At 62.7% G+C, this 24,112-nt stretch carries 21 protein-coding genes; 7 read left to right on the forward strand and 14 right to left on the reverse strand.

Annotated elements, in window-relative coordinates; genetic code table 11:
- The first annotated feature begins 80 nt into the window (after positions 1 to 80).
- Complete coding sequence (locus tag NMB39_RS10720; RefSeq protein ID WP_306958324.1) at positions 81 to 1,526, forward strand: hypothetical protein; 1,446 nt, start codon at positions 81 to 83, stop codon at positions 1,524 to 1,526.
- 5 nt (positions 1,527 to 1,531) lie between these two features.
- On the opposite strand, the gene NMB39_RS10725 is transcribed toward NMB39_RS10720, so the two are convergent.
- Complete coding sequence (locus NMB39_RS10725) at positions 1,532 to 2,233, reverse strand: sterol desaturase family protein (RefSeq protein WP_494339268.1); 702 nt, start codon at positions 2,231 to 2,233, stop codon at positions 1,532 to 1,534.
- A 303-nt stretch (positions 2,234 to 2,536) separates the two neighbouring features.
- Here NMB39_RS10725 and NMB39_RS10730 point away from each other — a divergent pair, with 303 nt between their 5' ends.
- The 6 genes from NMB39_RS10730 to NMB39_RS10755 all read left to right on the forward strand — a co-directional run bounded on the left by NMB39_RS10730 (position 2,537) and on the right by NMB39_RS10755 (position 9,445).
- Positions 2,537 to 3,457: a substrate-binding domain-containing protein gene (locus NMB39_RS10730; protein ID WP_046068777.1), complete on the forward strand. Its 921-nt coding sequence runs from the start codon at positions 2,537 to 2,539 to the stop codon at positions 3,455 to 3,457.
- A gap of 63 nt (positions 3,458 to 3,520) precedes the next feature.
- Positions 3,521 to 5,029, forward strand: coding sequence for a sugar ABC transporter ATP-binding protein (locus tag NMB39_RS10735; RefSeq protein WP_494339267.1), 1,509 nt, complete (start codon positions 3,521 to 3,523; stop codon positions 5,027 to 5,029).
- Positions 4,995 to 5,987, forward strand: coding sequence for an ABC transporter permease (locus NMB39_RS10740; protein ID WP_046068775.1), 993 nt, complete (start codon positions 4,995 to 4,997; stop codon positions 5,985 to 5,987). Before NMB39_RS10735 ends, NMB39_RS10740 begins: the two co-directional genes overlap by 35 nt.
- Positions 5,988 to 6,014: 27 nt before the next feature.
- On the forward strand, positions 6,015 to 7,106 hold the full coding sequence (locus NMB39_RS10745; protein WP_494339266.1) for an alcohol dehydrogenase catalytic domain-containing protein: 1,092 nt from the start codon (positions 6,015 to 6,017) through the stop codon (positions 7,104 to 7,106).
- 4 nt (positions 7,107 to 7,110) lie between these two features.
- Complete coding sequence (locus tag NMB39_RS10750; protein ID WP_494339265.1) at positions 7,111 to 8,643, forward strand: FGGY-family carbohydrate kinase; 1,533 nt, start codon at positions 7,111 to 7,113, stop codon at positions 8,641 to 8,643.
- Positions 8,644 to 8,719: 76 nt separating this feature from the next.
- Entirely contained in the window at positions 8,720 to 9,445 is a 726-nt protein-coding gene (locus NMB39_RS10755) for an SDR family oxidoreductase (protein ID WP_367236211.1), read from the forward strand.
- Here NMB39_RS10755 and NMB39_RS10760 read toward each other — a convergent pair.
- The 13 genes from NMB39_RS10760 to NMB39_RS10820 all read right to left on the reverse strand — a co-directional run bounded on the left by NMB39_RS10760 (position 9,442) and on the right by NMB39_RS10820 (position 24,111).
- A complete protein-coding gene (locus NMB39_RS10760) occupies positions 9,442 to 10,446 on the reverse strand; it encodes a LacI family DNA-binding transcriptional regulator (RefSeq protein ID WP_124412622.1) in 1,005 nt (334 codons plus the stop codon). The genes NMB39_RS10755 and NMB39_RS10760 overlap by 4 nt on opposite strands.
- Before the next feature lie 58 nt (positions 10,447 to 10,504).
- Positions 10,505 to 11,368, reverse strand: a complete 864-nt coding sequence (locus NMB39_RS10765) for a LysR family transcriptional regulator (RefSeq protein ID WP_494339264.1) — start codon at positions 11,366 to 11,368, stop codon at positions 10,505 to 10,507.
- A 157-nt stretch (positions 11,369 to 11,525) separates the two neighbouring features.
- The gene (locus NMB39_RS10770) at positions 11,526 to 12,929 is read right to left on the reverse strand and encodes an amidase (RefSeq protein ID WP_494339263.1); all 1,404 of its coding nucleotides are present in this window, start codon (positions 12,927 to 12,929) and stop codon (positions 11,526 to 11,528) included.
- A complete protein-coding gene (locus NMB39_RS10775; protein ID WP_464005814.1) occupies positions 12,926 to 14,194 on the reverse strand; it encodes a Zn-dependent hydrolase in 1,269 nt (422 codons plus the stop codon). Before NMB39_RS10775 ends, NMB39_RS10770 begins: the two co-directional genes overlap by 4 nt.
- 13 nt (positions 14,195 to 14,207) lie before the next feature.
- Positions 14,208 to 14,903 (reverse strand): ABC transporter ATP-binding protein, encoded by a 696-nt coding sequence (locus NMB39_RS10780; RefSeq protein ID WP_032876431.1) that lies wholly within the window; start codon positions 14,901 to 14,903, stop codon positions 14,208 to 14,210.
- Complete coding sequence (locus NMB39_RS10785) at positions 14,903 to 15,652, reverse strand: ABC transporter ATP-binding protein (protein WP_494339262.1); 750 nt, start codon at positions 15,650 to 15,652, stop codon at positions 14,903 to 14,905. The genes NMB39_RS10780 and NMB39_RS10785 overlap by 1 nt, the downstream gene beginning before the upstream one ends.
- Positions 15,649 to 16,659 (reverse strand): branched-chain amino acid ABC transporter permease, encoded by a 1,011-nt coding sequence (locus tag NMB39_RS10790; RefSeq protein ID WP_494339261.1) that lies wholly within the window; start codon positions 16,657 to 16,659, stop codon positions 15,649 to 15,651. Before NMB39_RS10790 ends, NMB39_RS10785 begins: the two co-directional genes overlap by 4 nt.
- Position 16,660: 1 nt before the next feature.
- Positions 16,661 to 17,521, reverse strand: coding sequence for a branched-chain amino acid ABC transporter permease (locus tag NMB39_RS10795; RefSeq protein ID WP_003215751.1), 861 nt, complete (start codon positions 17,519 to 17,521; stop codon positions 16,661 to 16,663).
- A gap of 56 nt (positions 17,522 to 17,577) precedes the next feature.
- Entirely contained in the window at positions 17,578 to 18,780 is a 1,203-nt protein-coding gene (locus NMB39_RS10800; protein ID WP_057024910.1) for an ABC transporter substrate-binding protein, read from the reverse strand.
- A gap of 226 nt (positions 18,781 to 19,006) precedes the next feature.
- Positions 19,007 to 19,774, reverse strand: a complete 768-nt coding sequence (locus tag NMB39_RS10805) for a FadR/GntR family transcriptional regulator (RefSeq protein WP_217882454.1) — start codon at positions 19,772 to 19,774, stop codon at positions 19,007 to 19,009.
- Between the two features lie 108 nt (positions 19,775 to 19,882).
- Complete coding sequence (locus NMB39_RS10810; protein WP_057024908.1) at positions 19,883 to 20,629, reverse strand: alpha/beta hydrolase family protein; 747 nt, start codon at positions 20,627 to 20,629, stop codon at positions 19,883 to 19,885.
- A gap of 106 nt (positions 20,630 to 20,735) precedes the next feature.
- The gene (locus tag NMB39_RS10815; RefSeq protein ID WP_494339260.1) at positions 20,736 to 22,148 is read right to left on the reverse strand and encodes an efflux transporter outer membrane subunit; all 1,413 of its coding nucleotides are present in this window, start codon (positions 22,146 to 22,148) and stop codon (positions 20,736 to 20,738) included.
- Positions 22,141 to 24,111 carry a MacB family efflux pump subunit gene (locus NMB39_RS10820; protein ID WP_057024998.1) on the reverse strand — a complete coding sequence of 657 codons (1,971 nt, stop codon included), beginning with the start codon at positions 24,109 to 24,111 and terminating at the stop codon, positions 22,141 to 22,143. Before NMB39_RS10820 ends, NMB39_RS10815 begins: the two co-directional genes overlap by 8 nt.
- Position 24,112: the final 1 nt, after the last annotated feature.

A 24,112-nucleotide genomic window follows, 5' to 3' on the forward strand; every position in this document is an offset into this window, starting at 1 on the left:
ATTGTCCTACAGTCCATCCCAGGTGACCGGATGTCACCGGTTACCTGAGCTTCAATTTTTTAACTATGGATGGATAAAAAATGAAATCGAAAAAAGCCTTTATGCTGGGCGCGGCCATGGCGGCCTCCTGCTTCGTTTCGGCCTTCGCCCTGGCCGAGCAAGCCCCGCTGAAACTCAGTGCGCAGACGGTCAAACAGGCCGTGGATAAAGCGTTGAAACCCGGCGGTACGTTGGAAAAAAACAGCCTGTCGGATGCACTCAAGCAAAAGCTCAATGCGGCCAAGGCGGGGCAGACCAAGGTCGTCAAGGGCAAACCAGTGGCCAGCAATGTGGCGGTTGACACCAAGATCAGCGAGCTGCAAAAACCTGACCCGGCGCAAATGAAACAGGCTGCGATCGCTGAATTCACGCCGCTGTTTCCGACCCTGGATATCAATACCCTCTACACCCTCACCGGGGTAGAGACCGGCGCGCAAATCGCTTACCACTTCAACCTGCCGAAAAACTCGCGAATCCAGGTGCAACTGCTGAACCAGAGCGCCGGTACGGACATGTCGTTGACCCTGTTCCACGACGACGGCCAGGGTAACCTGACGCCACTGGGCACCTCGGATAACCCTGGCAGTGCCGATGAATACCTCAACGGCGTGTTGCCGGCGGGTGACTACTACTGGTTCATGGTGGCCAATACCGCGAGTAACGCGCAGTTCAGTTTCGGCGTGGCGGTGGACAGCAACATTGATGCCTACGAGCCCAATGACACTGAGCAAACCGCGTTCGCGCTGCCGGATGCCTTGAACCAGGTGACTGGTAACCTCGACAGCGTCAATGACGTGGATTACTTCTCCTTCGTCTCGTTGCGTGGCCAAGGTGTGGGCATGTTCCTGGGCGATGACGGTGCGGGCACGCGTAACCAGTGGATCTTCGAACGGTTCGATGGCACCAAGTGGGTGGAAGTCCCGCAGGGCTCCACCTCCACCTATCCCAACCTGACGCCGGGCTACACGGTCAAGGTGCGTGTACGGGCCAATCCAGCGGTGGCACTGAACCCTCAGGCTCAATACAAGCTGACCCTCGGTTCGGCGCCACGCCTGAACCAGCACGATGTGAACGGCGATAACGTGGTACGCATCCCCAGCTCGATCTTCCAACTGGCCACCCAGGCGGCCCGCAATCTGAGCTGGAGCACCCAGTGGTCAGACAGCACTGGCGAGCCCCTGCGCGGCGTCACCCCTGTACTGCGTGTCGACAAGCATTTCGGCGCCACTTACAACTGGGTCGACTATGAGGCCAAGACCGGCATCACCGGTGCAGCCTCGGGGAATGTCGCGCTGGGCACCTGCTCTGGCGACTACAAAGTGCGGTACCCGGACAGCGCCTCGGGCCAGACCTACAACTGGGAAACCTGGTTCAACGAGGGCGGCTGGCGCATCGAGCTCAGGGAGTTCCCTGGTGTGGGCGTGGGTGGCAATACCGTCCAATACGTCAGCCTCGGCCACATCTGCAGCCAGACCATCGTGCACTGATTGATCTATGTGTGTGACGCGGGGGGCAGTCCAGTTGGACTGCCCCTTTTTTTTACCGTGGGTTCCCAATGCAAAGTGCCAAACAGATAGTCCATCAACGGCAGCACGATATTGAAATTACGCCCTTGCATCAGCTCGCGACGGTGGTGCAGGGCGTGCAGGCGGTGCATCTGGCGAATCCACGGCAGACGCGCCACCGCGTGTTCAGCGGGCAGGTGTTCGCAGGCGTGAAACACTTCGTAGAGCAGGTAGCCGAGGATCATGCACCCGGCAAACAGCCCGGCGACGTTGGGGCTCAATTGCTTGAGCAGCCACCAGGCGGGGAGGGTGATGGCCAGGCTGTGCAGTACGATCAGCCAGGCGGGGAACAGAATGACGCGCCAGTCCCGGGGGCTGTCGTAGGTCATGTGCCCAGGGGTGAAGAAGCTGTGGTGGTCGCCGGTGTGGCGTGCGTAGAACAGCCGAGCGAACCCATGTTTGTGATGGCCGAGGTGGCGGTGAACGAGGTAGATGCACAGGTTGAAGAACACCAGGGTCAAGGGCACGGTCAGCCACTCTAGCGCGGTGATGTCGGCGGTGGCGGACCAGGCCAGGGTCATGCAGGCGATGCCGTAGCCGAGGACGAACATGGCGTGCAGCCAGGGGTTGTAGTGGCGGTGCACGTTGGCGCGGTAGTGGGCGCGGAAGGTTTCGGTGGGGTGGGGCATGGTGGGCTGCTCGGTCTTTTTGTCAGGGACTGAGCTTAGTGGATGGGGCGCAATGTGCGAGTTTTTGCTGGGGATTTGCGCCAGTGACGGCGAGCCAATGTGGGAGGGGGCTTGCCCCCGATGGCGGAATCTGAGTGATACATCATTGACTGACTCACAGCTATCGGGGGCAAGCCCCCTCCCACATTTTGATCGAGACCGACCAGTGGAGGCTTGCGCAGGTCCGATTTACTTGTTAGTTTCTGACGAAATGTTAACGATAACATTTGCTCTAAAAATAAAAACAAAACAGAGACCCACGCCATGAAAATGCTCCCGAAGACCCTGTGTTTACTGGCTGCCGGCATCACCCTCGGCACTCAGGCATTTGCCGCCACGTCACCTGCGCCCATCCGCATCGGTGCGTCGTTCCAGGAAATCAATAACCCCTATTTCGTCACCATGAAAAACGCCCTGGAAGAAGCCGGCGCGACCATCGGTGCAAAGCTCATCATTACCGACGCCCGCCACGACGTGTCCAAGCAGGTCAGTGATGTCGAAGACATGCTGCAAAAAGGCATCGATATTCTGCTGATCAACCCTACCGATTCGGTCGGTGTGCAATCGGCCGTGAAGTCGGCCCATGCCGCGGGCGTCGTGGTGGTGGCGGTGGACGCCCAGGCGGACGGCCCGCTGGATTCGTTCGTCGGCTCGAAGAACTTCGACGCCGGCTTCCAGGCGTGTGAATACCTGGCGAAAAACATCGGTGACAAAGGCAATATCGCCATCCTCGACGGCATTGCCGTGGTGCCGATCCTCGAACGTGTGCGCGGTTGCAAAGAGGCGGTGGCCAAGCACCCGGACATCAAGATCGTGAGCATCCAGAATGGCAAGCAGGAACGTGACCAGGCGCTGACCGTCACCGAAAACATGTTGCAGGCCCAGCCCACCCTCAAGGGCATTTTCAGCGTCAATGACAACGGCTCCCTCGGTGCACTCTCGGCCATCGAAGCCAGCGGCATGGATGTGAAACTGGTCAGCGTCGATGGCGCGCCGGAAGCGATCAAGGCGATCCAGAAGCCCGGCAGTCATTTCATCGCCACCTCGGCCCAATACCCCCGTGACCAGATCCGCCTGGCACTGGGCATTGCCCTGGCCAAGAAGTGGGGCTCGCAAGTACCCGCCACCATTCCAGTGGACATCACCCTGATCGACCAGGCCAAGGCCAAGGATTTCAGCTGGTAAACCCCTCAAGTCCCACGCTCGCCGTGGGGCCCAGGCAAACCTTCTGAACGCGAGGTCGGCGGTATGAGCAGTCTTCTGAAGCTGGAAAACATCTGTAAGCGGTACCCGGGCGTGCAGGCCCTCAAGTCGATCAACCTGCAAGTGGAGCGCGGCGAAATCCACGCCTTGCTTGGGGAAAACGGCGCGGGTAAATCCACCCTGATGAAGATCCTCGGCGGTGTCGAGCATCAGGACGAAGGGCAGATCCTCATCGATGGCCAGGCCCGGCAATTTGCGACTTACCGTGACGCGATTGCCGCCGGTATCGGCATCGTGTTCCAGGAATTCAGCTTGATTCCCTACCTCACAGCCGTAGAAAACATCTTCCTGGGCCATGAGTTGAGCAACCGTTTCGGCCTGTTGCGCAAGCGCGAAATGGTCGAGGCGGCGCAGGCGTTGTTCCAGCGTCTCGGGGTGAGTATCGACCTGCATTGCGCGGTCAAGCACCTGAGCGTAGCCGAGCAGCAGTTCGTCGAAATTGCCAAGGCCCTGGCCCTGGATGCGCGCTTGCTGGTACTCGACGAACCCACCGCAACCCTGACCCCCAGCGAAGCCGAGCTGCTGTTCGAGATCATGCGCGAACTCAAGCGCCAGGGCGTGGCGGTGATTTTTATCTCGCACCATCTGGAAGAGATTTTCCGGGTGTGCGACCGCATCAGCGTGTTGCGCGACGGCGGCAATGTGGGCGTTACCGATGTGGCCGACAGCGATATCGACCGCCTGGTGGAAATGATGGTGGGGCGGCGCCTGGCATGCAGTTTCCCACCCAAGCCCACCGGCGAGCGCGGCCCGCTGTTACTGGAGGTCAAGGACATCCAGTTGGTACGCAACGGCCCGCATAACAGCTTCCAACTGCACAAGGGCGAGATCCTCGGCTTCGCCGGGCTGGTGGGCTCGGGCCGCACTGAACTGGCCCTGGGCATGATGGGCGCGTTGCCGTCGGTGAGCAAAGAGGTGTGGCTGCGCGGCGAAAAGGTCAGCCTCGATGACCCGGCCGAGGCACTCGCCCATGGCATCGGCCTGCTGCCGGAAAGCCGCAAGAGCGAAGGGCTGATCACCGATTTCAGCATTCGCGAAAACATCTCCCTGAACAACCTGCCCAAGTACCAGAACGCCAGCGGGCTGATCGACACGGCCAAGGAATGCGCCAGCGTCGAAGCGCTGATGCGCCAGCTGTCGATCAAGGCGCCCAGCGGCGAAAGCCGGGTGCTTAACCTCAGCGGCGGCAACCAGCAAAAAGTCGTGATCGCCCGCTGGATCAACCACCACTGCGATGTGCTGGTGTTCGACGAACCCACACGCGGTATCGACGTCGGCGCCAAGGCGCAGATCTACGCCTTGATGCGCAGCCTCACCGAACAGGGCTACGCCATCATCATGATTTCCTCCGAACTGCCCGAAGTCATCGGCATGTGCGACCGCGTCGCGGTGTTCCACAAGGGCGCGATCGTCAAGGTGCTGGAAGCGTCCGCCGTCAATCCTCAAGAGGTCATGCGCCATGCAACAGGGGGCTCAAGTGAATACGTCCATTAACACCGCAGGCACCAGCCGCTTGCGCCTGAACCTGGCGCGGCTGCTGCGCTCGCCAGCGTTTTATCCGTTTGTCGGGCTGGTGGTGGTGACCCTGGTGATGATCCTTGCCAGCGACACGTTTCTTACCACCAGCAACCTGTCCAACATCGCCCGCCAGGTGTCGATCAACGCGATTATCGCGGTGGGCATGACCTGCGTGATTCTTACCGGTGGCATCGATTTGTCGGTGGGGCCGGTGATGGCGCTGTCCGGCACCTTGACTGCCGGGTTGATGGTCGCGGGTGTGCCGCCCGGCCTGGCGATTGGCGCCGGGTTGCTGGTGGGCGTGGCGTTCGGCATCGGCAACGGCTTGTTCGTGGCTTACCTGCACATGCCGCCGATCATTGTCACCCTGGCGACCATGGGCATCGCCCGTGGGTTCGGGCTGATGTACACCGACGGCTACCCGATTTCCGGGTTGCCGGAGTGGTTCGCCTTTTTCGGTCGCGCCAGTGTGTTCGGCATGCAGGTGCCGATCCTGATCATGCTGCTCACTTATCTGGCGGCCTATGTGCTGCTGCAACACACGCGCATCGGCCGCTATATCTACGCCATCGGCGGCAATGAAGAAGCAGTGCGTTTGTCCGGGGTGCGCGCAGCGCGCTTCAAGCTTCTGGTGTATGGCATCAGCGGCTTCACCGCGGCGATTGCCGGGCTGGTGCTCACCTCGCGCCTGATGAGCGGCCAGCCGAATGCCGGCGTGTCGTTTGAGCTGGATGCGATTGCCGCCGTGGTGCTTGGCGGCGCGTCGATTGCCGGCGGACGCGGGGTGATCGTCGGTACCTTGCTCGGCGCCATGCTGCTGGGCGTGTTGAACAACGGCTTGAACATGCTTGGCGTATCGCCTTACGTGCAGAGCGTGATCAAGGGCGGGATCATTTTGCTGGCGATCTTTATCAGCCGTCAGCGCCATCGATAAATACCTCATCACACAGGACTGAACACCATGGACAAGCACACCCACATGCAAGCCGTCGTCTGCCACGGCCCGAAAGACTACCGCCTGGAACGCATCGGCAAGCCCCAGGCCCGCGCCAATGAGCTGGTGATCCGCATCGCCGCCTGTGGCATCTGCGCCAGCGACTGCAAGTGCCACTCGGGCGCGGTGATGTTCTGGGGTGGCGACAACCCCTGGGTCAAGGCGCCGGTGGTGCCCGGCCACGAATTTTTCGGCTACGTGGTGGAAGCGGGCGAGGGCGCCGAGGAGCACTTTGAGGTCAAGGTCGGTGACAAGGTCATCGCCGAACAGATCGTGCCCTGTGCCAAGTGCCGCTTCTGCAAATCGGGCAAATACTGGATGTGCGAAGTGCACAACATCTTCGGCTTCCAGCGCGAAGTGGCCGAAGGCGGCATGGCCCAGTACATGCGCATCCCCAAGACTGCCATCGTGCACAGGATTCCCGAGGCAGTGTCCCTGGAGGATTCGGCGCTGGTGGAGCCGATGGCCTGCTCGATCCATACCGTCAACCGTGGCGATATCCAGCTCGACGACGTGGTGGTGATTGCCGGCGCGGGCACCCTCGGCCTGTGCATGGTCCAGGTGGCGGCGCTGAAGACCCCGAAAAAACTGGTGGTGATCGACATGGTCGACGAGCGCCTGGAACTGGCGAAAAAATTCGGCGCCGATGTGGTGATCAACCCGGCCCGTGACAATGCTCGCGAGATCATCAACGGCCTCACTGACAACTACGGTTGTGACGTCTACATCGAAACCACCGGCGTACCGGCCGGCGTCACCCAGGGCCTGGACCTGATCCGCAAGCTCGGGCGCTTTGTCGAGTTCAGCGTGTTTGGCGCCGAGACCAGCGTCGACTGGTCGATCATCGGCGACCGCAAGGAACTCGACGTGCGTGGTGCGCACCTTGGGCCGTATTGCTACCCGATCGCCATCGATCTGTTCGAACGCGGCCTGGTCACCTCCAAAGGCATTGTCACCCATGATTTCCCGCTGGACGACTTCGCCGAAGCCTTCGAACTGGCCAACTCCACCAAGTCGATCAAGGTGCTGTTGAAGCCGGTGCTGCCCGCCCATGAGTAACGGCATGCACTACGTCATGGGTGTCGACATCGGCACCCAGAGCACCAAGGCGCTGTTGGTGGATGCCCAAGGCACGATCATCGCCCAGCACAGCCAGGGCTATCGCGTGGATACCCCGAAAGTGCGTTGGGCCGAGCAATGGCCGCAGGTGTGGCTGGATGCAGTCGAGGCGTGCGTGGCCCAGTGCATGACCAAGGCCGACGTGCCGGCGCAGCAGGTCAAGGCGCTGTGCATCAGCAGCCTGTACGGCGGCTCGGGGATTGCCGTGGATGCACAGATGACGCCGCTGCACCCGTGCCTGATCTGGATGGATCGCCGCGCCGGCGAGCAGGTCGAGTGGGTGCGTGAGCACGTGGACCTGGACCGGCTGTTTGCGGTGACCGGCAACTCGGTGGACAGCTACTACGGCTTCACCAAGATGCTCTGGCTCAAGCAGCATCAGCCGCAGGCGTGGGCGAACACCCGCTACCTGCTGCCGCCCAACAGCTATATCAACTGGTGCCTGACCGGTGAGCTGGCGGTGGACCACAGCAGCGCCGGCAATATCGGCGGGGTGTATGACGTGGCCCAACGCGGCTGGTCCGAAGAGATGCTCGCGGCGCTGGAAATCCCCCTGGCCATGATGCCCGAGCGCCTGTTGTATTCCGGCGAGGTGGTGGGTGGGCTGTTGCCGGACTGGGCGGCGCGCCTGGGTTTGCAGGCGGGCATGCCGATCCTTGCCGGCGGTGTGGACGCGGCCATGGCCACCCTGGCCGCAGGCGTCACCCAGCCGGGCAATCATGTGGCAATGATCGGCACCAGCATGTGCTGGGGTTACCTCAACCAGCAGGTGGATGCCCGCCATGGCTTGGTCAGCATGCCCCATGTCTACAACGGTCACCGCGACCTGTACATCTTCGGCGGCGCGATCACCGCCGGGGCCTCGGTCAGCTGGTTTCGCGAGCAGTTCTGCCAGGCCGAAGAGCAACAGGCCCAGGCGACGGGGCAAGACAGCCTGGTGCTGCTGGAGCAGAGCGCGACGAAGATTCCGGCGGGCAGTGAAGGCCTGTTGTTCCTGCCGTACCTGATGGGTGAGCGCAGCCCGGTATGGGACGACCGCGCCAGCGGCAGTTTTGTCGGGCTCAACCTGTATCACAGCCGCATCCACCTGTATCGCGCAGTGCTGGAAGGGGTGAGTTTTGCCCTGCGCCACAATATCGAAGCGGGCACCCAGGGCGCACACTCCCTGGATCCGCGCTTGATTGTAGTGGGCGGGGCGAGCCATTCGGACCTGTGGATGCAGATTATTGCGGATGTCACTCGCTACCCCGTCTACACCATTGTTCAAGAGGTTGAAGCGGCCCTGGGCGCGGCGTTATTGGCGGCGCATACGGTGGGGTTGGTGAGTGATGAAGCCATGGACACGGGCTGGGTGAAACTGGAGCAACGGGCGCAGCCCAAGCGCGAGAATGTCCTGGCCTATGATCAAGCGTTTGCCGAGTACCTGAAGCTATACCCGGCGCTGAAACCGATCATGCACAACCTGCAAGTTACCTGATTCAACACAGAAAAAATGTGGGAGGGGACAAGCCCCCTCCCACAGTGGATCTTCATTGTTCTTGAGATTTTTATCTATGAACGCAGTCTTCAACTTCACCCACCACCGCATCCTCGTCACCGGCGCCAGCAGCGGTATCGGCCGGGAAATCGCCCGGCAGTTGATTGCCAGCGGCGCCGAAGTCTTTGCCCTCGGCCGCGACGCCCAAGCCTTGGCCGAACTGGGCTGCCACTCCCTGTGTGTGGACATTGCTGACAGCGCGGCCCTCGATAAAGTGCTGCAAGACCTGCCGCCCCTGCACGGCCTGGTCAATTGCGCCGGCATCTCGCGCCTGGAGCCCGCCGCTGCCATCAGCGCAGACGCCTTCGACCAGGTGATGAACGTCAACGCTCGTGCTGCCGCCCAGGTGGCCAGCCGTGTCGCGGCCAAGATGATCGCGGCGGACATCGCCGGCCGTATCGTCAATGTGTCCAGCCAGGCGTCGTTGGTGGCGTTGGATGACCATCTCGGCTACTGCGCCTCCAAGGCGGCCCTGGATGCAATCACCCGTGTGCAATGCGCCGAATGGGGGCGGTTTGGCCTGCGGGTCAACAGCGTCAACCCCACCGTGACGCTGACGCCGATGGCAAGCATGGCCTGGTCCGACCCGGCCAAGCGCGACCCGGCGTTGGCGGCGATCCCCCTGGGGCGTTTTGCGCAACCGGCGGAAGTGGCGTTGCCGGTGCTGTTCCTGCTGAGCGACGCGGCAAGCATGATCAGCGGCGTGAGTTTGCCTATCGACGGTGGCTACACCAGCCGCTAGCCGTTTTCCAATTGCCCGGCGATCACAACCTTGTCCCGTGGCTTGTAGGGATCTTCCAGCCGGTCGAGCAGCAGGCGTACCGCGCTGCTGCCGGCCAGGGAGGCATCGTGGGCCACGCAGGCGATGGGCACGCCAAAGATATCGGCGAAGGGCAGGCGGTCGATACCGCAGATGGTCAGGCTGTCGTGGGGGATGTCGTGCATGCGCAATGCGCGCAAGGCTCCCAGGGTAATCAATTGGTTGAAACCCATGATCGCGTCCGGCGCCGAGTGAGTGGCCAGGTAGTCGAGGGTGTGCAAATACGCCGGCATCAAGGTGTAGTCGCCGGCCTGCACCTCGACCTGAATGTGCGGGTGTTCGGCCAGCACTTCGCGCAGGCCCTTGAGGCGCTCCACCGTGATACGCGAATGCTCGGGGCCGGTCAGCACCAGCAGGCGCTTGAAGTTCGGGGTCTGGCGCAGCAGGTAGTGTGCTGCTTGCAGGCCGCTGTGGTAGTTGTCCAGCACCACGCGGCTGAACGGGCTGTCGTGGATCGTGCGATCAAGCAGCACCACCGGGGTCTTGCCGTTGCCCAGGCGTTCCAGGTAATCGGGCTGGTAGCTCGGTTCATCGGAGACCGGCGACAGGATGATCCCCGCCACGCGGTAGCCCAGCAGGGTATCCACCGCTTTGCTCTCGAGTTCCTCCAGCTCATCGGTGTCCACCAGCATGATGGTGTAGCCGTGCTTTTTCGCCTCGCGGGAAATCGCCTTGATCATCTCGCTGTAGAACGGGTTGTCCACCGACGCGGTAATCACCCCGATGATCAGGCTCTCACTGCGCTTGAGTCCACGGGCGAAGGCGTTGGGCACATAGTCCAGCTCCCGCGCTACCTCCAGGATGCGCGCCAGGGTGGCGGGTTTGACCAGGTCGGGTTTGCTCAGCGCCCGGGACACCGTGATGGTGGTCATGCCGACGCGTTTGGCGATGTCGCTGATGGTGACGGACTTTTTCTTGTTCATCGGTAAGGCTGCAAAAGGACACACCCGCAGGCTAGCATGCGCGGCGGCATCCGGTGCTTCAAATCAGCGGATCCCAACGTTGCGACCAGTCACTTTCAGCCTTGACCACTTCGCGCAACAGCGCCAATGCCTGTTGCAGCACCGCCGAGTCCCGCGCCCGTGAATACACCAGGTAGGTAGGGAAGCTGAATTCCGGTGCCTTGGCCACCCGTTGCATCACGCCGCTGTCCAGGTAGCTCTGCACCACTCGCGTGCGGAAATAGCCGGCACCGCCATTTTCCAGGATGTACTGCAACGCCAACGGCCCGAGGTTGAAGCTCAGCGCGGCGCGGGCCTTGTCGGGCAGGGCGGCGTCATGTTGCTGGCGAAAACCCTGGCCCCAGTCGATATACACGTAGGGCTCGGGTTTGCTCACCAGTTGCACCAGGATCAGTTTTTCTTCCAGCACCTGCTCCACCTGCAAGCCCGGCCAATACTGAGGCTGAAACACCAGGGCGGCGTCCAGCACGCCCAGCTCGAGTTGGCGCAGCAGGTACTCGCCCTCTCGGATTTCAGTACGTAGCGCATGGCCGGGAATCTGCTGGCGCAGGGCCTGTGCCCAGCCGAGCATCAACGGGTTGCACAGGCTCACCTCACCGCCGATATGCAGCACATTGCGATAGCCATCGGGCAACGGCAGATCACGGCGTGCAGCCTCCCAGGTTTGCAGCAGCTGGTTGGCGTACACCACAAAGGCTTCGCCATCGGCGGTCAGGCGCGCACCGGCACGGTTGCGGATAAACAGCGTGCTGCCCAGCTGGCTCTCCAGGTTCTTCACCCGGGCGGTGATGGCGGTCTGGGTGACGTGCAGTTTCTCGGCCGCTGCGGCCAGGCTGCCGCAGCGGGTGATTTCCAGGAAAGTGCGTGCCAGTTCGATGTCCATGAAGCCCCCCGGAAGATGAATGGAGGGCATTGTAGTGGAATGCGGTAAAAACTGTGGGAGGGGGCTTGCTCCCGATGAGGGAGTTTCAGCAAATGCAGCGGTGACTGACTCGCCGCCATCGGGAGCAAGCCCCCTCCCACATTTTTGTGGTTGCATTTCAGCTCAGGGTTTTTGGTGCTTGCAAGTGCTCGGTAGGGAATGCCTTGGCGTACGCGTGGCAAACCCTCAACACCTGTTCATCGGCAAACCGTGCGCCCACCACGTGCAACCCCACCGGCAGCCCATTCGCCGCCAACCCACAGGGCACCGACGCCGCTGGTTGCTGGGTCAGGTTGAAGGGGTAGGTAAACGGCGTCCATTCCATCCACTGGCTCATCCCTGAACCCGGCGGGACGTTGTGCCCGGCTTCGAATGCGGTGATTGGCATCATCGGCGACACCAGCACGTCGTAGTGCTCATGGAACTCCGCCATGCGCGCAACCAGTGCGGCCCGCGCTTCCAAGGCGACGTTGAAGTCGTCCAGGCTCAGATGCTCGCCCCGTTGCGCAATACGCAGCAGCCCCGGGTCCAACAGTTGCTTTTGCGCGTCGCTCATGGAACTGGTCAGGCGTGCGGCGCCGGCGGACCAAAGGGTGCTGAACACCTCAAGCGGGTCGCTGAAACCCGGGTCGATCTGCTCGACATGGGCGCCCAATTGCACCAGGCCCTCCACCGCCTGGGCGACGACCTTGGCGACTTGCGGGTCGACATCCACATAGCCGAACGAGGGGCTATAAGCCACGCGCAAGCCTTTCAAATCCGCCCCAGGGGTAAGCCAGGGCGTGGTCCTTGGCGCCCCGATCAGGCCATCACGCACATCCATTTGTGCCACGGTCTGCAGCATCAGCACGCTGTCTTCCACGGTGCGGGTCATGGGCCCCAGATGCGACAGGATGGTCATGGAACTGGCCGGCCACTGCGGCACATAACCGAAGGTCGGCTTGATCCCGAAAGTGCCGGTGAAGGCACAGGGGATGCGGATCGAGCCGCCGGCATCGCTGCCCTGGTGCAGCACACCCAGGTTCAGCGCCGCTGCCGCACCGGCGCCACCGGAGGAACCGCCCGCCGTGGTGCGGGTGTCCCACGGGTTGCGGGTAATGCCGTACAGCGGGTTGTCGGTGACGCCTTTCCAGCCGAACTCGGGGGTGGTGGTCTTGCCCAGCAGCACCGCGCCGGCCTTGCGCATGAAGTGCGAGAAGGGCGCGTCCACATCCCACGATCCCTCGGCGGATGAGGTGCGCGAGCCCTTGCGCGTAGGCATGCCGAGGGTCAGGGTCAGGTCTTTGATCGACGCCGGCACGCCGTCCAGGGCGCCGCAAGGGGCACCTTTTAACCAGCGTTGTTCCGAGGCACGCGCCGCGTTCAATGCACCCTCAGGATCGACATGGCAGTAGGCGTTCACCACCGGGTTGTAGCGCTCGATGCGCAGCAACGCATCTTCGGTGACCTCCACCGGTGACAAGCTTTTGTCGCGAAAATGCTGCAACAGTTGCACCGCTGTCAGTTGGCCAATCTCACTCATGCCAGATCCCCCTGTGCCGCATTCACCATGGCCCGCAGCAACACTGCGCAACCTGCCGCCAGGTCATCCGGTGTGGCGTTTTCGATTTCGTTATGGCTGATGCCACCTTCGCACGGCACAAAGATCATCCCGGCCGGGCCCAGTTCGGCGACGAAAATCGCGTCATGCCCAGCGCCGCTGACGATGTCCATATGGCTCAAGCCCAAGGTGCTCGCAGCCTCGCGCACGGCATTGACGCAGGTCGGGTGGAAGTCCAGCGGCGGGAAGTCGGCGGTGGGCGTCAGTTCAAAGGTCAAGCCGTGGCGGGCGGCCGTGGTTTCGATCACGCCGCGCACTTCATCGACCATGGCTTGCAACTTGTCGGCATGCAGGTGGCGCAAGTCGATGGTCATCTGCACCTGGCCTGGAATCACATTGCGCGAACCCGGGTGCAGGCTCAGGCAACCAACGGTGCCGCAGGCATGGGGTTGTTGCTGATGGGCGATACGGTTGACTGCGCTGACCACCTCGGCGGCGCCGACCAGGGCGTCCTTGCGCAGGTGCATCGGGGTGGGGCCGGCGTGGGCTTCGACGCCGGTGAGGGTCAGGTCGAACCATTTCTGGCCCAGGCAGCCCATGACCACGCCGATAGTGGTGGCCTGGTCTTCCAGTACCGGGCCTTGCTCGATATGCGCTTCGAAGTAGGCGCCGACCGGATGGCCCAAAACCGCACGGGAACCGGCATAGCCGATGCGCTGCAATTCGGCGCCTACCGACAGGCCCTGGTCGTCGCGTTTGTCGAGGGTGTCCTGCAAGTCGAACTTCCCGGCAAATACCCCGGAACCCATCATGCACGGCGGGAAGCGCGAGCCTTCTTCGTTGGTCCACACCACCACTTCAATCGGCGCTTGGGTCTCGATCTGCAAGTCATTCAAGGTACGGATCACTTCCAGTCCGGCCATCACCCCGTAGCAACCGTCGAACTTGCCGCCGGTGGGTTGAGTGTCGATGTGGCTGCCGGTCATCACCGGGGGCAGGGCGGGGTTGCTTCCGGCACGACGCGCAAAGATATTGCCGATGGCGTCGACAGTGACGCTGCACCCGGCCGCTTCGCACCACTGCACAAACAGGTCACGGGCCTGGCGGTCCAGATCGGTGAGGGCCAGGCGGCACACGCCACCCTTGGCGGTGGCGCCGAGTCGGGCCAGGTCCATCAGCGATTGCCACAGGCGGTCGCGGTTGATCAGCGGGGCGTTGCTCTGCAGCGGTTGCGCAAAACTATTCATGGGCATTCTCCGGTCAGGCACTCAGGGCCAGATAGCGGTTCTTGATCGACGGGTCGGCACGGAAGTCAGCAGCGCTGCCTTCGTACACCACGCGGCCCTGTTCGAGTACGTAATGGCGGTCGGCGAGCTTGTCGCAGACCATCAGGTTCTGTTCCACCAGCAGCACCGGCAGGCCGTCGTCCTTGACCTTGCGCAGGATCTTCACCAATTCGTCGACAATCACCGGCGCCAAACCCTCGGTGGGTTCGTCGAGGATCAGCAGCTTGGGATCGTTCAGCAGGGCGCGGGCAATGGCGAGCATCTGTTGTTCGCCACCGGACAACGCATGGCCGGCGTTTTTGCGCCGTTCCTTGAGGCGCGGGAACATGGCGTAGACGTCTTCCAGCTGCCAGCGGCTGTTCTTGCGGGCGGCGATGCGCAGGTTTTCCTCAACGGTCAGCAGACGGAAAATCCCACGGTTCTCCGGCACCAGCGCCAAGCCCTGACGTGCGATTTCAAAGATCTTCTGCCCCACCAGTGCCTGGCCGTTGAAGTGAATCTGGCCCTGGCGCGGGCAGATGATGCCCAGGATGCTGCGCAAAGTGGTGGTCTTGCCGGCGCCATTGCGACCCAGCAGGGTCACCAGCTCGCCGGGGTTGACGGTCAATGACACGCCCTCCAGCACATGGCTCTTGTCGTAGTAGGAATGGATATTCTCGACGATCAGCATCAGGCAGCCTCCCCAAGGTACGCAGTACGCACACGCTCATCGGCACGCACGAAATCCGGCGTGCCTTCCACCAGGATCTGGCCGTGGCTCATCACCGTGATGCGTTGGCTGATGGACATGACAATGCTCATGTTGTGTTCGATCAGCAGCACCGTGTGGTCGCGGCCGAGGTCGCTGATCAGTTGGGTCATGATCGGGATGTCGTCGATGCCCATGCCCGAAGTGGGCTCGTCGAGCATCAGCAGTTTCGGTTTGGAACAGATCGACATGCCCACTTCCAGTACCCGCTGCTGGCCGTGGGACAACTCGCCGGCCAAGGTGTCGGCACGGGCGGTGAGTTGCAGGCGTTCCAGCACCTGGTCGGACATCTCCAGGTGTTCGCGCTTGCTGTCCACACGGCGCCAGAAATTCAGGGCGCGCGCACCGTCACGGCCCTGGGCGGCCAGGCGCAGGTTTTCGCGCACGCTGAGGTTCTGGAACAGGCTGGTGAGCTGGAACGAGCGCGCCATGCCCAGGCCGACACGGGCGTGGGCCGGTTTGCGCATCAGGTTCTTGCCGTCGAAATGCATTGCCCCGGCGGTGGCCTGGCGTTCGCCGGTCAGGCAGTGGAACAGGCTGGTCTTGCCGGCGCCGTTGGGGCCGATGATGGTGTGGATGGTGCCGGCCTCGACCTTGAGGTTGACGCCATTGACTGCATGGAACGCGCCGTAGGCCAGTTCCAGGTTCCGTGTTTCCAGCAGGATGCTCATAGCTCTTGCTCCTTGGTGACGACGGCGGGTTTGCGGCTGCCACGCACCTTCTCGAACAGCGACGCCAGGCCGCCCCATAAACCACCACGCATGAAGATCACCACCAGGATCAGGATCACCCCCAGCAGCATCAGCCAGCGCGGCCACAGGTCGGAGAGGAAATCCCCCAGCAGCACGATGGAACCGGCACCAAGCAGGGAGCCGAACAGCGAGCCCGTACCGCCGACAATGGTCATGATCAGGATGTTCTCGGACATCGCCAGGTCGATGTTCGACAGCGGCACAAAGTGCAGCAACATGGCGTACAGCGCTCCGGCAATTCCGGTGACCGCGCCGGACAGCACGAACACCAGGATCTTGAAGTGCCGCGTGTCGTAGCCGATGGCCGAGGCGCGGGTTTCGTTTTCGCGGATCGCCATCAGCGTGCTGCCGAACGGCGAAGCGATCACCCGGCGTGCGCCGATAAAGATCAGCAGGAACAGCACCGCGACAAAAGCATAGAAGGCCCGAGCGTCGGCCAGCGATAACAGTACGGTGTCACCGATACGGATTTCCGGGCGTGGCACGCTGAGCAGGCCGTTGTCGCCGCCGGTCCAATCGCTCAAGGTGTAGGCGACGAAGTAGGCCATCTGGCTGAACGCCAAGGTCAGCATCACGAAGTAGATGCCGGTGCGACGAATCGCCAGGGCGCCCACCAGCAACGCCAGGAAACCGCCGGCGATGGCGGCACCCAGCAGTGCGGTGAACAACCCCAGTTGCAGGTGAATCATCAGCAGTGCTGCGCAATAGGCACCGGCGCCAAAGAAGATGCCTTGGCCGAACGACAACAGCCCGGTGTAGCCCAGCAGCAGGTTGCACGCCAGGGCAGCCATGGCAAAGATCAGGATCTCGGTGGCCAGGGTCGCCGAGGGCAATAGCAACGGCAGGCCGACCAGCACCGCCAATACCCACAGCAGCATGGCTTTGGATTGCGTCTTGGCAAACGGCAGGGGGTTTTTCTCGCTCATGTCAGGCTCTCCCGAACAGGCCGTAGGGGCGCACCAGAATCACCACGGCCATCGCGCCGTAGATCATCAGGCTCGCACCCTGGGGCCAGAGTGTGGTCATCAGGCTTTGCACCACGCCCACCAGCAAACCGCCGACCAGCGCACCGCTGAAGGAACCCATGCCGCCGATCACCACCACCACGAACGCCACCCCGAGAATTTCAGGGCCGACAAAGGGCTGGGCGCCGCGCAACGGTGCGAACAGCACGCCGGCGACACCGGCCAGGGCTACGCCGAGGGCGAAGGTCATGGAGAACAGGCGGAAGATATTGGTGCCCAGCAGCGACACGGTTTCGGTGCTCTCACTGCCGGCGCGCACCAGGGCGCCGAAGCGCGTGCGTTCCAGCAGCAGCCACAGGCCGAGGCCAACCAGCCCGGAAAACACGATGAGGAACAGGCGGTAGTAGGGGTAGACGAAATCCCCCACCACCAGCACGCCGCGCAGCAGTTCCGGTACCGCGACGCTCTTGCCCACCGGGCCCCAGATCATCACGCTGGCTTCCTGGATGATCAGTGCGATGCCCAGGGTCACCAGGATCTGGAACATGTGCGGCAAGTGGTAGATCCGTTGGATCAGCAAGCGCTCGATCACCCAGGCCAGTGCGGCGACCACCAGCGGCGCGATCAGCAGCGCCAGCCAGAAGCTGCCGGTGAGGCTGACGGCGGTGTAGCAGATGTAGGCCCCCAGCAGGAAGAACGCGCCGTGGGCAAAGTTGACGAAGTTGAGCAGGCCGAAAATGATCGTCAGCCCGACCGCAATCAGGAAATAGATCATCCCCAGCCCAAGGCCGTTGAGGATCTGGAACAGGTAAAGATTAAGCATGCAGGAACCCTCGGCAGGACGCCGCTTGCGCGGCCCTGCGCTACATATTCAGGGGATCAGCCGAGCGAGCAGCCCGTCGCCTCGACCGCAGGGAACGATTGGCCGGCGCTGAGCACTTTGGCCAGGTCGTCCTTGTCGGCCATGTCGCCGCTGGCCTTGCCGATCAGCAGGTAGTAATCCTTGATCACCTGATGGTCGCCGGCACGGATCGACTCTTTGCCGGTCGGGCCTTCGTAGCTCAAGCCCTGCATGGCCTTGGCCACGGTTGCACCGTCGAAGCTGCCGGTGGCAATGATGGTGTCGAGCATGACCTTGGTACTGATGTAGTCGGCGGCCAGCGGGTAGGTGGGGTTGATCCCGTATTTGGCCTGGGTCAGCTTGACCAGTTCACGATTGAGCGGGGTGTCGACCTGGTGCCAGTACTGCGCGCCGAGGTACACGCCTTCGAGCACATCGCTGCCCAGTTCCTGGAACTGGTCGAGGCCGGCCGACCACACCAGCAGTACCTTCATGCGCTCCTTGATGCCGAAGTTCACTGCCTGGCGCAGGGTGTTGGACGACTGGCTGCCGAAGTTGAGCAGCACCAGCACATCGGGCCGGGTGGAAATGGCATTGGTCAGGTAACCGGAGAACTCCTGCTCCTGCAGCGAGTGATAGCTGTTGCCGACGTGTTCCAGGCCGTGCTCCTTGAGCACGTTCCTGGCGCCTTCGAGCAAGGCTTCGCCGAACACGTATTGCGGGGTGATGGTGTACCAGCGCTTGGCGTCCGGCAGCAGCTTGATCAGCGGCACCATGGTTTCGCGGATCGCGCCGTAGGTGGGCACCGACCAGCGGAAGGTCGCCTTGTTGCAGTCTTTACCGGTGACTTCATCGGCGCCCACCGGGGTCATGAACACGCCGCCGACCTTGTCGACTTCCTTGGCCACCGCGAGGGCGGAGGAGGACAAGGTGCAACCCTGGAAGAACCGTGCGCCGTCTTGCTGAATCGCCTCCTGCACCTTGCGCACCGCCTTGCCGGCGTTGCCTTCGGTGTCGATGACCTTGTAGTTCAGCGGGCGCCCGAGCAGCTCGGGGTGCTGGTCCACTGCCAGGCGCGAACCCATGTCGGCAAATTTGCCATAGCTGGCAAAGGCACCAGACATGGACTTGAGGCCGTAAAAGGTAAAGGGCTCGGCGGCGAATGCCGAACGCACGCTCAGCGGCAAGCTGAGGGCGGCGGCCGCGGTGAGGCTGGCTTTCAATAACGTACGACGCTGCATGGGGTGACTCCCTGGTTTAGTTATTGGCAGGAGCGGCAAGGGCGATACGGTGGTGCAAGGGCCTGTGGGCAGGCTTGTTATTGGGACGACGTGCTAGCTTGGTTGGAACAGGGTCAAACTGTGGGAGGGGGCTTGCTCCCGATAGCGGTGTGCCTGTCGACATCCCTGTTGAATGTGCCCGCCTTATCGCGGGCAAGCCCCCTCCCACATTGGATTGTCGGTGTGCTTAAGAGTGATCGAACTCCAGAAGGAAGTGGGGGCTGACTTGGCCTTCAAGGGCGGTCATGTGGTGTTCGGCATCGCACATATGCTCATGCATCAAGCTGCGCACCGCGCCCTCATCACCTGCACGAAAAGCGATCAGCAGTTGCTTGTGATAATCGAGGTTGGCCGCGTCGAACTGCTTGCGCTTGGGCTTGTAGGCTTTTTTCAGCACCACCAGGTCGCGCAGCAGGTCGTTGAGAAACTGCGCCATAAAGCTCAGCAGCGGGTTGGGGCAGGCCCTGGCCAGCAGGTTGTGGAATTCCAGTTCCGCCAGGCGCTGTTCGCGCTGGCCGGCTTCGCTGTCTTCGGGGGCGCTGCAGAAATCCACGTTGGCTTGCAGGGCTTGATAGTCGTCTTCGCTCAAGCGCCCGAGTACTGACACCGCCAGTTCCACTTCGATGACCTTGCGCAATTGATAGACCTGCTCGCCATCCAGATGCTGGAAGTGCAGGTAGTTGCGCAAGGCGCGGCTGGCCGGCTCGGTGCCGGCCTGGTTCAGATAGGCGCCACCACTGGGGCCGGTGCGCGTGCTCACCAGGCCCTCGACCTCCAGCGCCTTGAGCGCTTCACGGGCCGAGCCCTTGGAGCACTGGAAGCTCTCCATCAGCTCGCGCTCAGTGGGCAGGCGGTCGCCGGGCTTCAAGGCATCGGTGACGATGGAGCGCTTGACCGATTCGACAATCACATCGGAAAGCTTCTGGCGTTTGCGGCGCAGCGGACGAGTCAGCATGGGTGCGATTTATCGTATTAATGCGGATAAATAGCACTTAATAACGATTGAGCTTGAGCGTCAACGCAGGGTGTCGTTTTCGGTGGCAAGAGGTCGTAAATGTGCTGATCAACGCCAGGTGCCGAGGTCGAGGCAACGGGCGGACGGCGGTGGCTGTTTGCCGAAGGCAAGGAAATCCCCCAGCCAGCGGCTGACACAGCCGTCGGCGTTCGACTCCTTGAGCAGGAGTTGCTCGACGCCCATGGCGATAGGTTCGCCAGGCTCGGCATTGATCAGCACCATGCGCGCCACGCGCTCGGGATACAGCGCGCCGTAGCGGCTGCCGAGGCGGGCGGCGGTGGCGTTGCCCAGGTAGTTGAGGCGTGCCTCGCCGAGTTGCACGCGTACAAACTCCATGTCCCGTGCGGCTTGCTCGACCGCATTCATCTGCCGTAGGTCGCGGGCGCTCAGTTCGATGACGTCATAACGGTCAACCAATGTGCGATAGGCGCGGGTGGCAAGGGATTCCCAGCGGCTGGCCAGATGCAGGGCGAAAGGCGCTTCCCTGGCCGGAGAGGGCTCGCCGGCCTGGATAAACACCACACCTTCGCGGTCGAGCGGTTGCCGTGCGCCGACGCGGGTTACGCTCAGGCGTATACGGCCGCGTTCTGGAGCGGCATGGTCGCGGGGTACGCTGACCAGGCCGCATTGGGTGCGTTCTACGACCTCTGGGTCCAGGCGCGCCGTCGTGGGCAGGGGGCAGTCCAGCAGCCAGTCGATCGCAGTAGGGGCAATCAAGGGCTCGGCCAGCGCCAGGTTGGGTATCAGCCAGCAGCAGAGGCAGGCCAGGCTTTTTACGAAAACGCTGGGTTTCATCAAGAGGTCCCGGGGAGCCGTGTGATAACGGCTTTTTTACCAAGGACCTTGGGTTGGAAAATGTAAGGTGAAGAAACAGCTCGTGTATGAAATGAGAGTTTGTTTATCAGCTTTCGGTGTTCCAACCCCCCCCTAATGCCTTGTACAGGGCGATGCTGGCTTGCATACGCGACAGGCGCAATTGCACGTTCAAGTCTTGGGCGGCGTAGAGGGTGCGTTGGGTCTCCAGCACCGTGAGCAAGTCCTCGGCCCCGGCCTCATAGCGGTTTTGTGCAATCTGGAATGCCGCCTGCGCCTGTTGCAGCTCTTCGGTCTGCCACTGGCGTTGCTGGTCCAGGCGGGTGATGCTGCTCAGGCCTTTTTCTACATCGGCAAAGCCGTTGATGATCGCTCCTCGATAGGTTTGCAGCAGCTCATCCTGGCGCGCCCGGGCCTTGTCGCGCTCGGCGCTTAAACGGCCGTTGTTGAAGATGGGTGCGACCAGGCCAGCGGTCAGGGTGTAGTAGGGGCTACGCAGGATTTGCCCAGCCTTATAGGCGTCGGAGCCGAGCGTGGCGCCGAGGGTCACGGCGGGCAGCATGGCGGCGCGGGCCACGCTGACATCCGCCTGGGCAGCGGCCAGCTCGGCTTCGGCCTTGGCCAGGTCGGGGCGCCGGCTCAGCAGTTGGCTCGGTACGCCCGGGCCTATGGATGGCCAGGTGAGCGTCTGGAAGGCTTCATGGCCCAGGTCGAGGGCCTGCACCGGCTGGCCGAGGAGGGCGGCGAGGGTGATCCGCGCCTCTTCGGCCACCTGTTGGATCAGCGGCAATTGCCGTTGCTGGCCGGCCACCAGGCTTTTCTGCTGGGCCAGCTCCAGGGCGGTGGCGGAGCCTGCGTCGTAGCGGGTCTGCACCAGGCCGAGGACGTTGCGCGCATTGGCCAGGTTGAGTTCGGCAATGTGTTGGCGTTGCTGCGCGGCCAGGGTTTGCGCATAGCGGTCGGCCACGTTGCTGAGCAAGGTCAGCTCCACCGTGGCCTGGTCCGACTCACTGGCGCGCAGGCTGTAGAGTGCGCTGTCGCGGGCGGCAGCGCGGCCGCCCCAGAAGTCCACTTCATAGCTGGCGCTGAAGTTTGCGCCGAAATTATTCACCGTTTCGTCGCTTTGCGAGGCGTCCAGGTCCGGCCCGCCCTGGCCGCGCAGCAGCCTCTGGTGACTGCTGGCGAGGTTGAATTTCACCTCCGGCAACAGTGGCGCGCCAGCGATCACTGCCGTGGCCTGGGCCTGCCGCACCCGGGCCATGGCGGCAGCCACGTCGAAACTGTCGCGCCGGGCCTGGTCGATCAGGCGGTTCAACGCCGGGCTGCCAAACTGCGTCCACCAGCGCTGGTTGGTGGCCTGGGTCGCCTCGCGTTCGGCGTATTGCCAGGCGGCGGGCGGGGCGATGCCGCTGGCGAGTGTGGGCGGGTTGCCGGTACAGGCGCTAAGCAGCAGGCACAGACTGAGCGCTGACAGCTGCGCTGGAATGGATCGATTATTCACTGGTCAACGCCTTAACCGGATCGAGCCGGGCAGCTTTACGGGCCGGCATAAAGCCGAATACGACGCCGGTGACCAGTGCACAGCCAAACGCACCGAACACGGCCACCAGGGAAAACTGTACCGCCACTTCGGCCAGCACCAGCACGCCGCCCACCAGCAACGCCAGGGCGATACCGAACAGGCCGCCGACCACCGAGAGCATCACCGCCTCGGTGAGAAATTGGCGCAGGATGTCGCGCTGGCGCGCCCCGGTGGCCATGCGAATGCCGATTTCGCGGGTACGCTCACGCACGGTCATCAACATGATGTTCATCACGCCGATACCGCCGACCAGCAGGGAAATCGCGGCAATCGAGCCGAGCATCAACGACAGGGAATTCTGGGTCCGAGCTTCGGCCTGGATCATCGCGGCGTTGTTGGTCAGCTCGTAGTCACGCTTGCCGTTGTGCAGCTTCAACATCAGCTGGTCGATCGCCACTTCGGCTTCATGCACCTTGCGTGCATCGGTGGTGCCAATCACCACGTATTCGGGGTTATAGCTGCCGAACAGGCGAACACTGGCGGCGCTATATGGAATGGCGATACGGTCGTCACTGTCCTTGTCGCCAGAGCTGGAGCCTTTTTCCGCGAGCACGCCGATCACCTGGAACGGCACATTCTCGATCAGAATGTACTGGCCGATTGGGTTGGGCACGTCCTTGAACAGTTTCTGACGGATGCGCGCGCCGATCACGGCGACCGTGGCGGCAGCCTGTTCGTCGGCCTCGGTGAAGTAGCTGCCCTCGACCACCGGCCAGTTGAAGAGGTGCGGGAAGTTGGTGTCGTTGCCACCCACGTAGGCCATGTAGTCGACATTGGCGAAGCGCACGCCGGCTTCGGCGCCGTTGACCGGCATGATGCGCTTGACCTGGGGCAACGCCGCCAGGGCCTCGACATCCTTGAGGGTCACGATACCCGATGGCGTACGCGGGTTGGGCGAAGAGCCGCTGAGGTAGATGATATTGGAGCCGAACGCGCCCATCTGCGCCATGACCTGGCGTTTGCTGCCTTCGCCCACCGCTAGCATCACCACCACCGACGCCACGCCGATGATGATCCCCAGCAAGGTCAGGGCGGTGCGGAAGCGGTTGACCCACATCACTCGCCAGGCGGCTTGCACCGCGTCCAGCAACTCGGCCTTCCATGCGCCGTTGTGCTCGGCGCCGTCGGCCAGGCGCTGGCGCAGGTCCACGGCCTGCAGGGCGCCGGCCGCCAGGGCTGGCTTGACCGTGCAGGTGTCGGCCGAGTCGCTGATGATCTGGCCGTCGCGGATCTCGATGATACGGTTGGCCCGCGCCGCCACTTCGCGGTCGTGGGTGATCAGGATGACCACATGGCCCTGGCCCGCCAGTTCGTCGAGCAAGGTCATGACCTCGGCGCCGCTGTGGCTGTCGAGGGCGCCGGTGGGTTCGTCGGCGAGGATGATATGCCCGCCGTTCATCAGGGCGCGGGCGATGGATACCCGTTGCTGTTGCCCACCGGAAAGCTGGTGCGGGCGATTGCCGGTGCGTTCGGCCAGCCCCAGGCGGGTGAGCAGGGCGTTGGCGCGGGCATGCCGTTGGGCAGCGCTGATGCCGGCATAGATCGCCGGCATCTCGACGTTTTCCTGGGCCGAGCCTGAGGGAATCAAATGGTAGCCTTGGAACACAAACCCGAAGGCTTCACGGCGCAGCCAGGCCAGCTCGTCGCTGCCCAGGTGGGCGACGTTTTCCCCGGCGAAGAGGTAGTCGCCTTCGGTCGGTCGGTCGAGGCAGCCAAGGATATTCATCAGCGTCGACTTGCCGGAACCGGAGGCACCGACAATGGCGACGAACTCCCCGGCCTGGATCGACAGGTCGATGCCGCGCAACACGTCGACCTGCGGGCTGTCGCCGCCGCCGTAGGATTTGCAGATGTGCTTGAGTTCGATCAGCGGCGTGGCCACG

Source organism: Pseudomonas sp. FBCC-B545 (genome assembly GCF_059134095.1).

What these genes read in the sequence shown, in the direction of transcription:
- NMB39_RS10720 (WP_306958324.1), top strand. Translation starts at nt 81, where the DNA reads ATGAAATCGAAAAAAGCCTTTATGCTGGGCGCGGCCATGGCGGCCTCC.
- NMB39_RS10725 (WP_494339268.1), bottom strand. Translation starts at nt 2,233, where the DNA reads ATGCCCCACCCCACCGAAACCTTCCGCGCCCACTACCGCGCCAACGTG.
- NMB39_RS10730 (WP_046068777.1), top strand. Translation starts at nt 2,537, where the DNA reads ATGAAAATGCTCCCGAAGACCCTGTGTTTACTGGCTGCCGGCATCACC.
- NMB39_RS10735 (WP_494339267.1), top strand. Translation starts at nt 3,521, where the DNA reads ATGAGCAGTCTTCTGAAGCTGGAAAACATCTGTAAGCGGTACCCGGGC.
- NMB39_RS10740 (WP_046068775.1), top strand. Translation starts at nt 4,995, where the DNA reads ATGCAACAGGGGGCTCAAGTGAATACGTCCATTAACACCGCAGGCACC.
- NMB39_RS10745 (WP_494339266.1), top strand. Translation starts at nt 6,015, where the DNA reads ATGGACAAGCACACCCACATGCAAGCCGTCGTCTGCCACGGCCCGAAA.
- NMB39_RS10750 (WP_494339265.1), top strand. Translation starts at nt 7,111, where the DNA reads ATGCACTACGTCATGGGTGTCGACATCGGCACCCAGAGCACCAAGGCG.
- NMB39_RS10755 (WP_367236211.1), top strand. Translation starts at nt 8,720, where the DNA reads ATGAACGCAGTCTTCAACTTCACCCACCACCGCATCCTCGTCACCGGC.
- NMB39_RS10760 (WP_124412622.1), bottom strand. Translation starts at nt 10,446, where the DNA reads ATGAACAAGAAAAAGTCCGTCACCATCAGCGACATCGCCAAACGCGTC.
- NMB39_RS10765 (WP_494339264.1), bottom strand. Translation starts at nt 11,368, where the DNA reads ATGGACATCGAACTGGCACGCACTTTCCTGGAAATCACCCGCTGCGGC.
- NMB39_RS10770 (WP_494339263.1), bottom strand. Translation starts at nt 12,929, where the DNA reads ATGAGTGAGATTGGCCAACTGACAGCGGTGCAACTGTTGCAGCATTTT.
- NMB39_RS10775 (WP_464005814.1), bottom strand. Translation starts at nt 14,194, where the DNA reads ATGAATAGTTTTGCGCAACCGCTGCAGAGCAACGCCCCGCTGATCAAC.
- NMB39_RS10780 (WP_032876431.1), bottom strand. Translation starts at nt 14,903, where the DNA reads ATGCTGATCGTCGAGAATATCCATTCCTACTACGACAAGAGCCATGTG.
- NMB39_RS10785 (WP_494339262.1), bottom strand. Translation starts at nt 15,652, where the DNA reads ATGAGCATCCTGCTGGAAACACGGAACCTGGAACTGGCCTACGGCGCG.
- NMB39_RS10790 (WP_494339261.1), bottom strand. Translation starts at nt 16,659, where the DNA reads ATGAGCGAGAAAAACCCCCTGCCGTTTGCCAAGACGCAATCCAAAGCC.
- NMB39_RS10795 (WP_003215751.1), bottom strand. Translation starts at nt 17,521, where the DNA reads ATGCTTAATCTTTACCTGTTCCAGATCCTCAACGGCCTTGGGCTGGGG.
- NMB39_RS10800 (WP_057024910.1), bottom strand. Translation starts at nt 18,780, where the DNA reads ATGCAGCGTCGTACGTTATTGAAAGCCAGCCTCACCGCGGCCGCCGCC.
- NMB39_RS10805 (WP_217882454.1), bottom strand. Translation starts at nt 19,774, where the DNA reads ATGCTGACTCGTCCGCTGCGCCGCAAACGCCAGAAGCTTTCCGATGTG.
- NMB39_RS10810 (WP_057024908.1), bottom strand. Translation starts at nt 20,629, where the DNA reads ATGAAACCCAGCGTTTTCGTAAAAAGCCTGGCCTGCCTCTGCTGCTGG.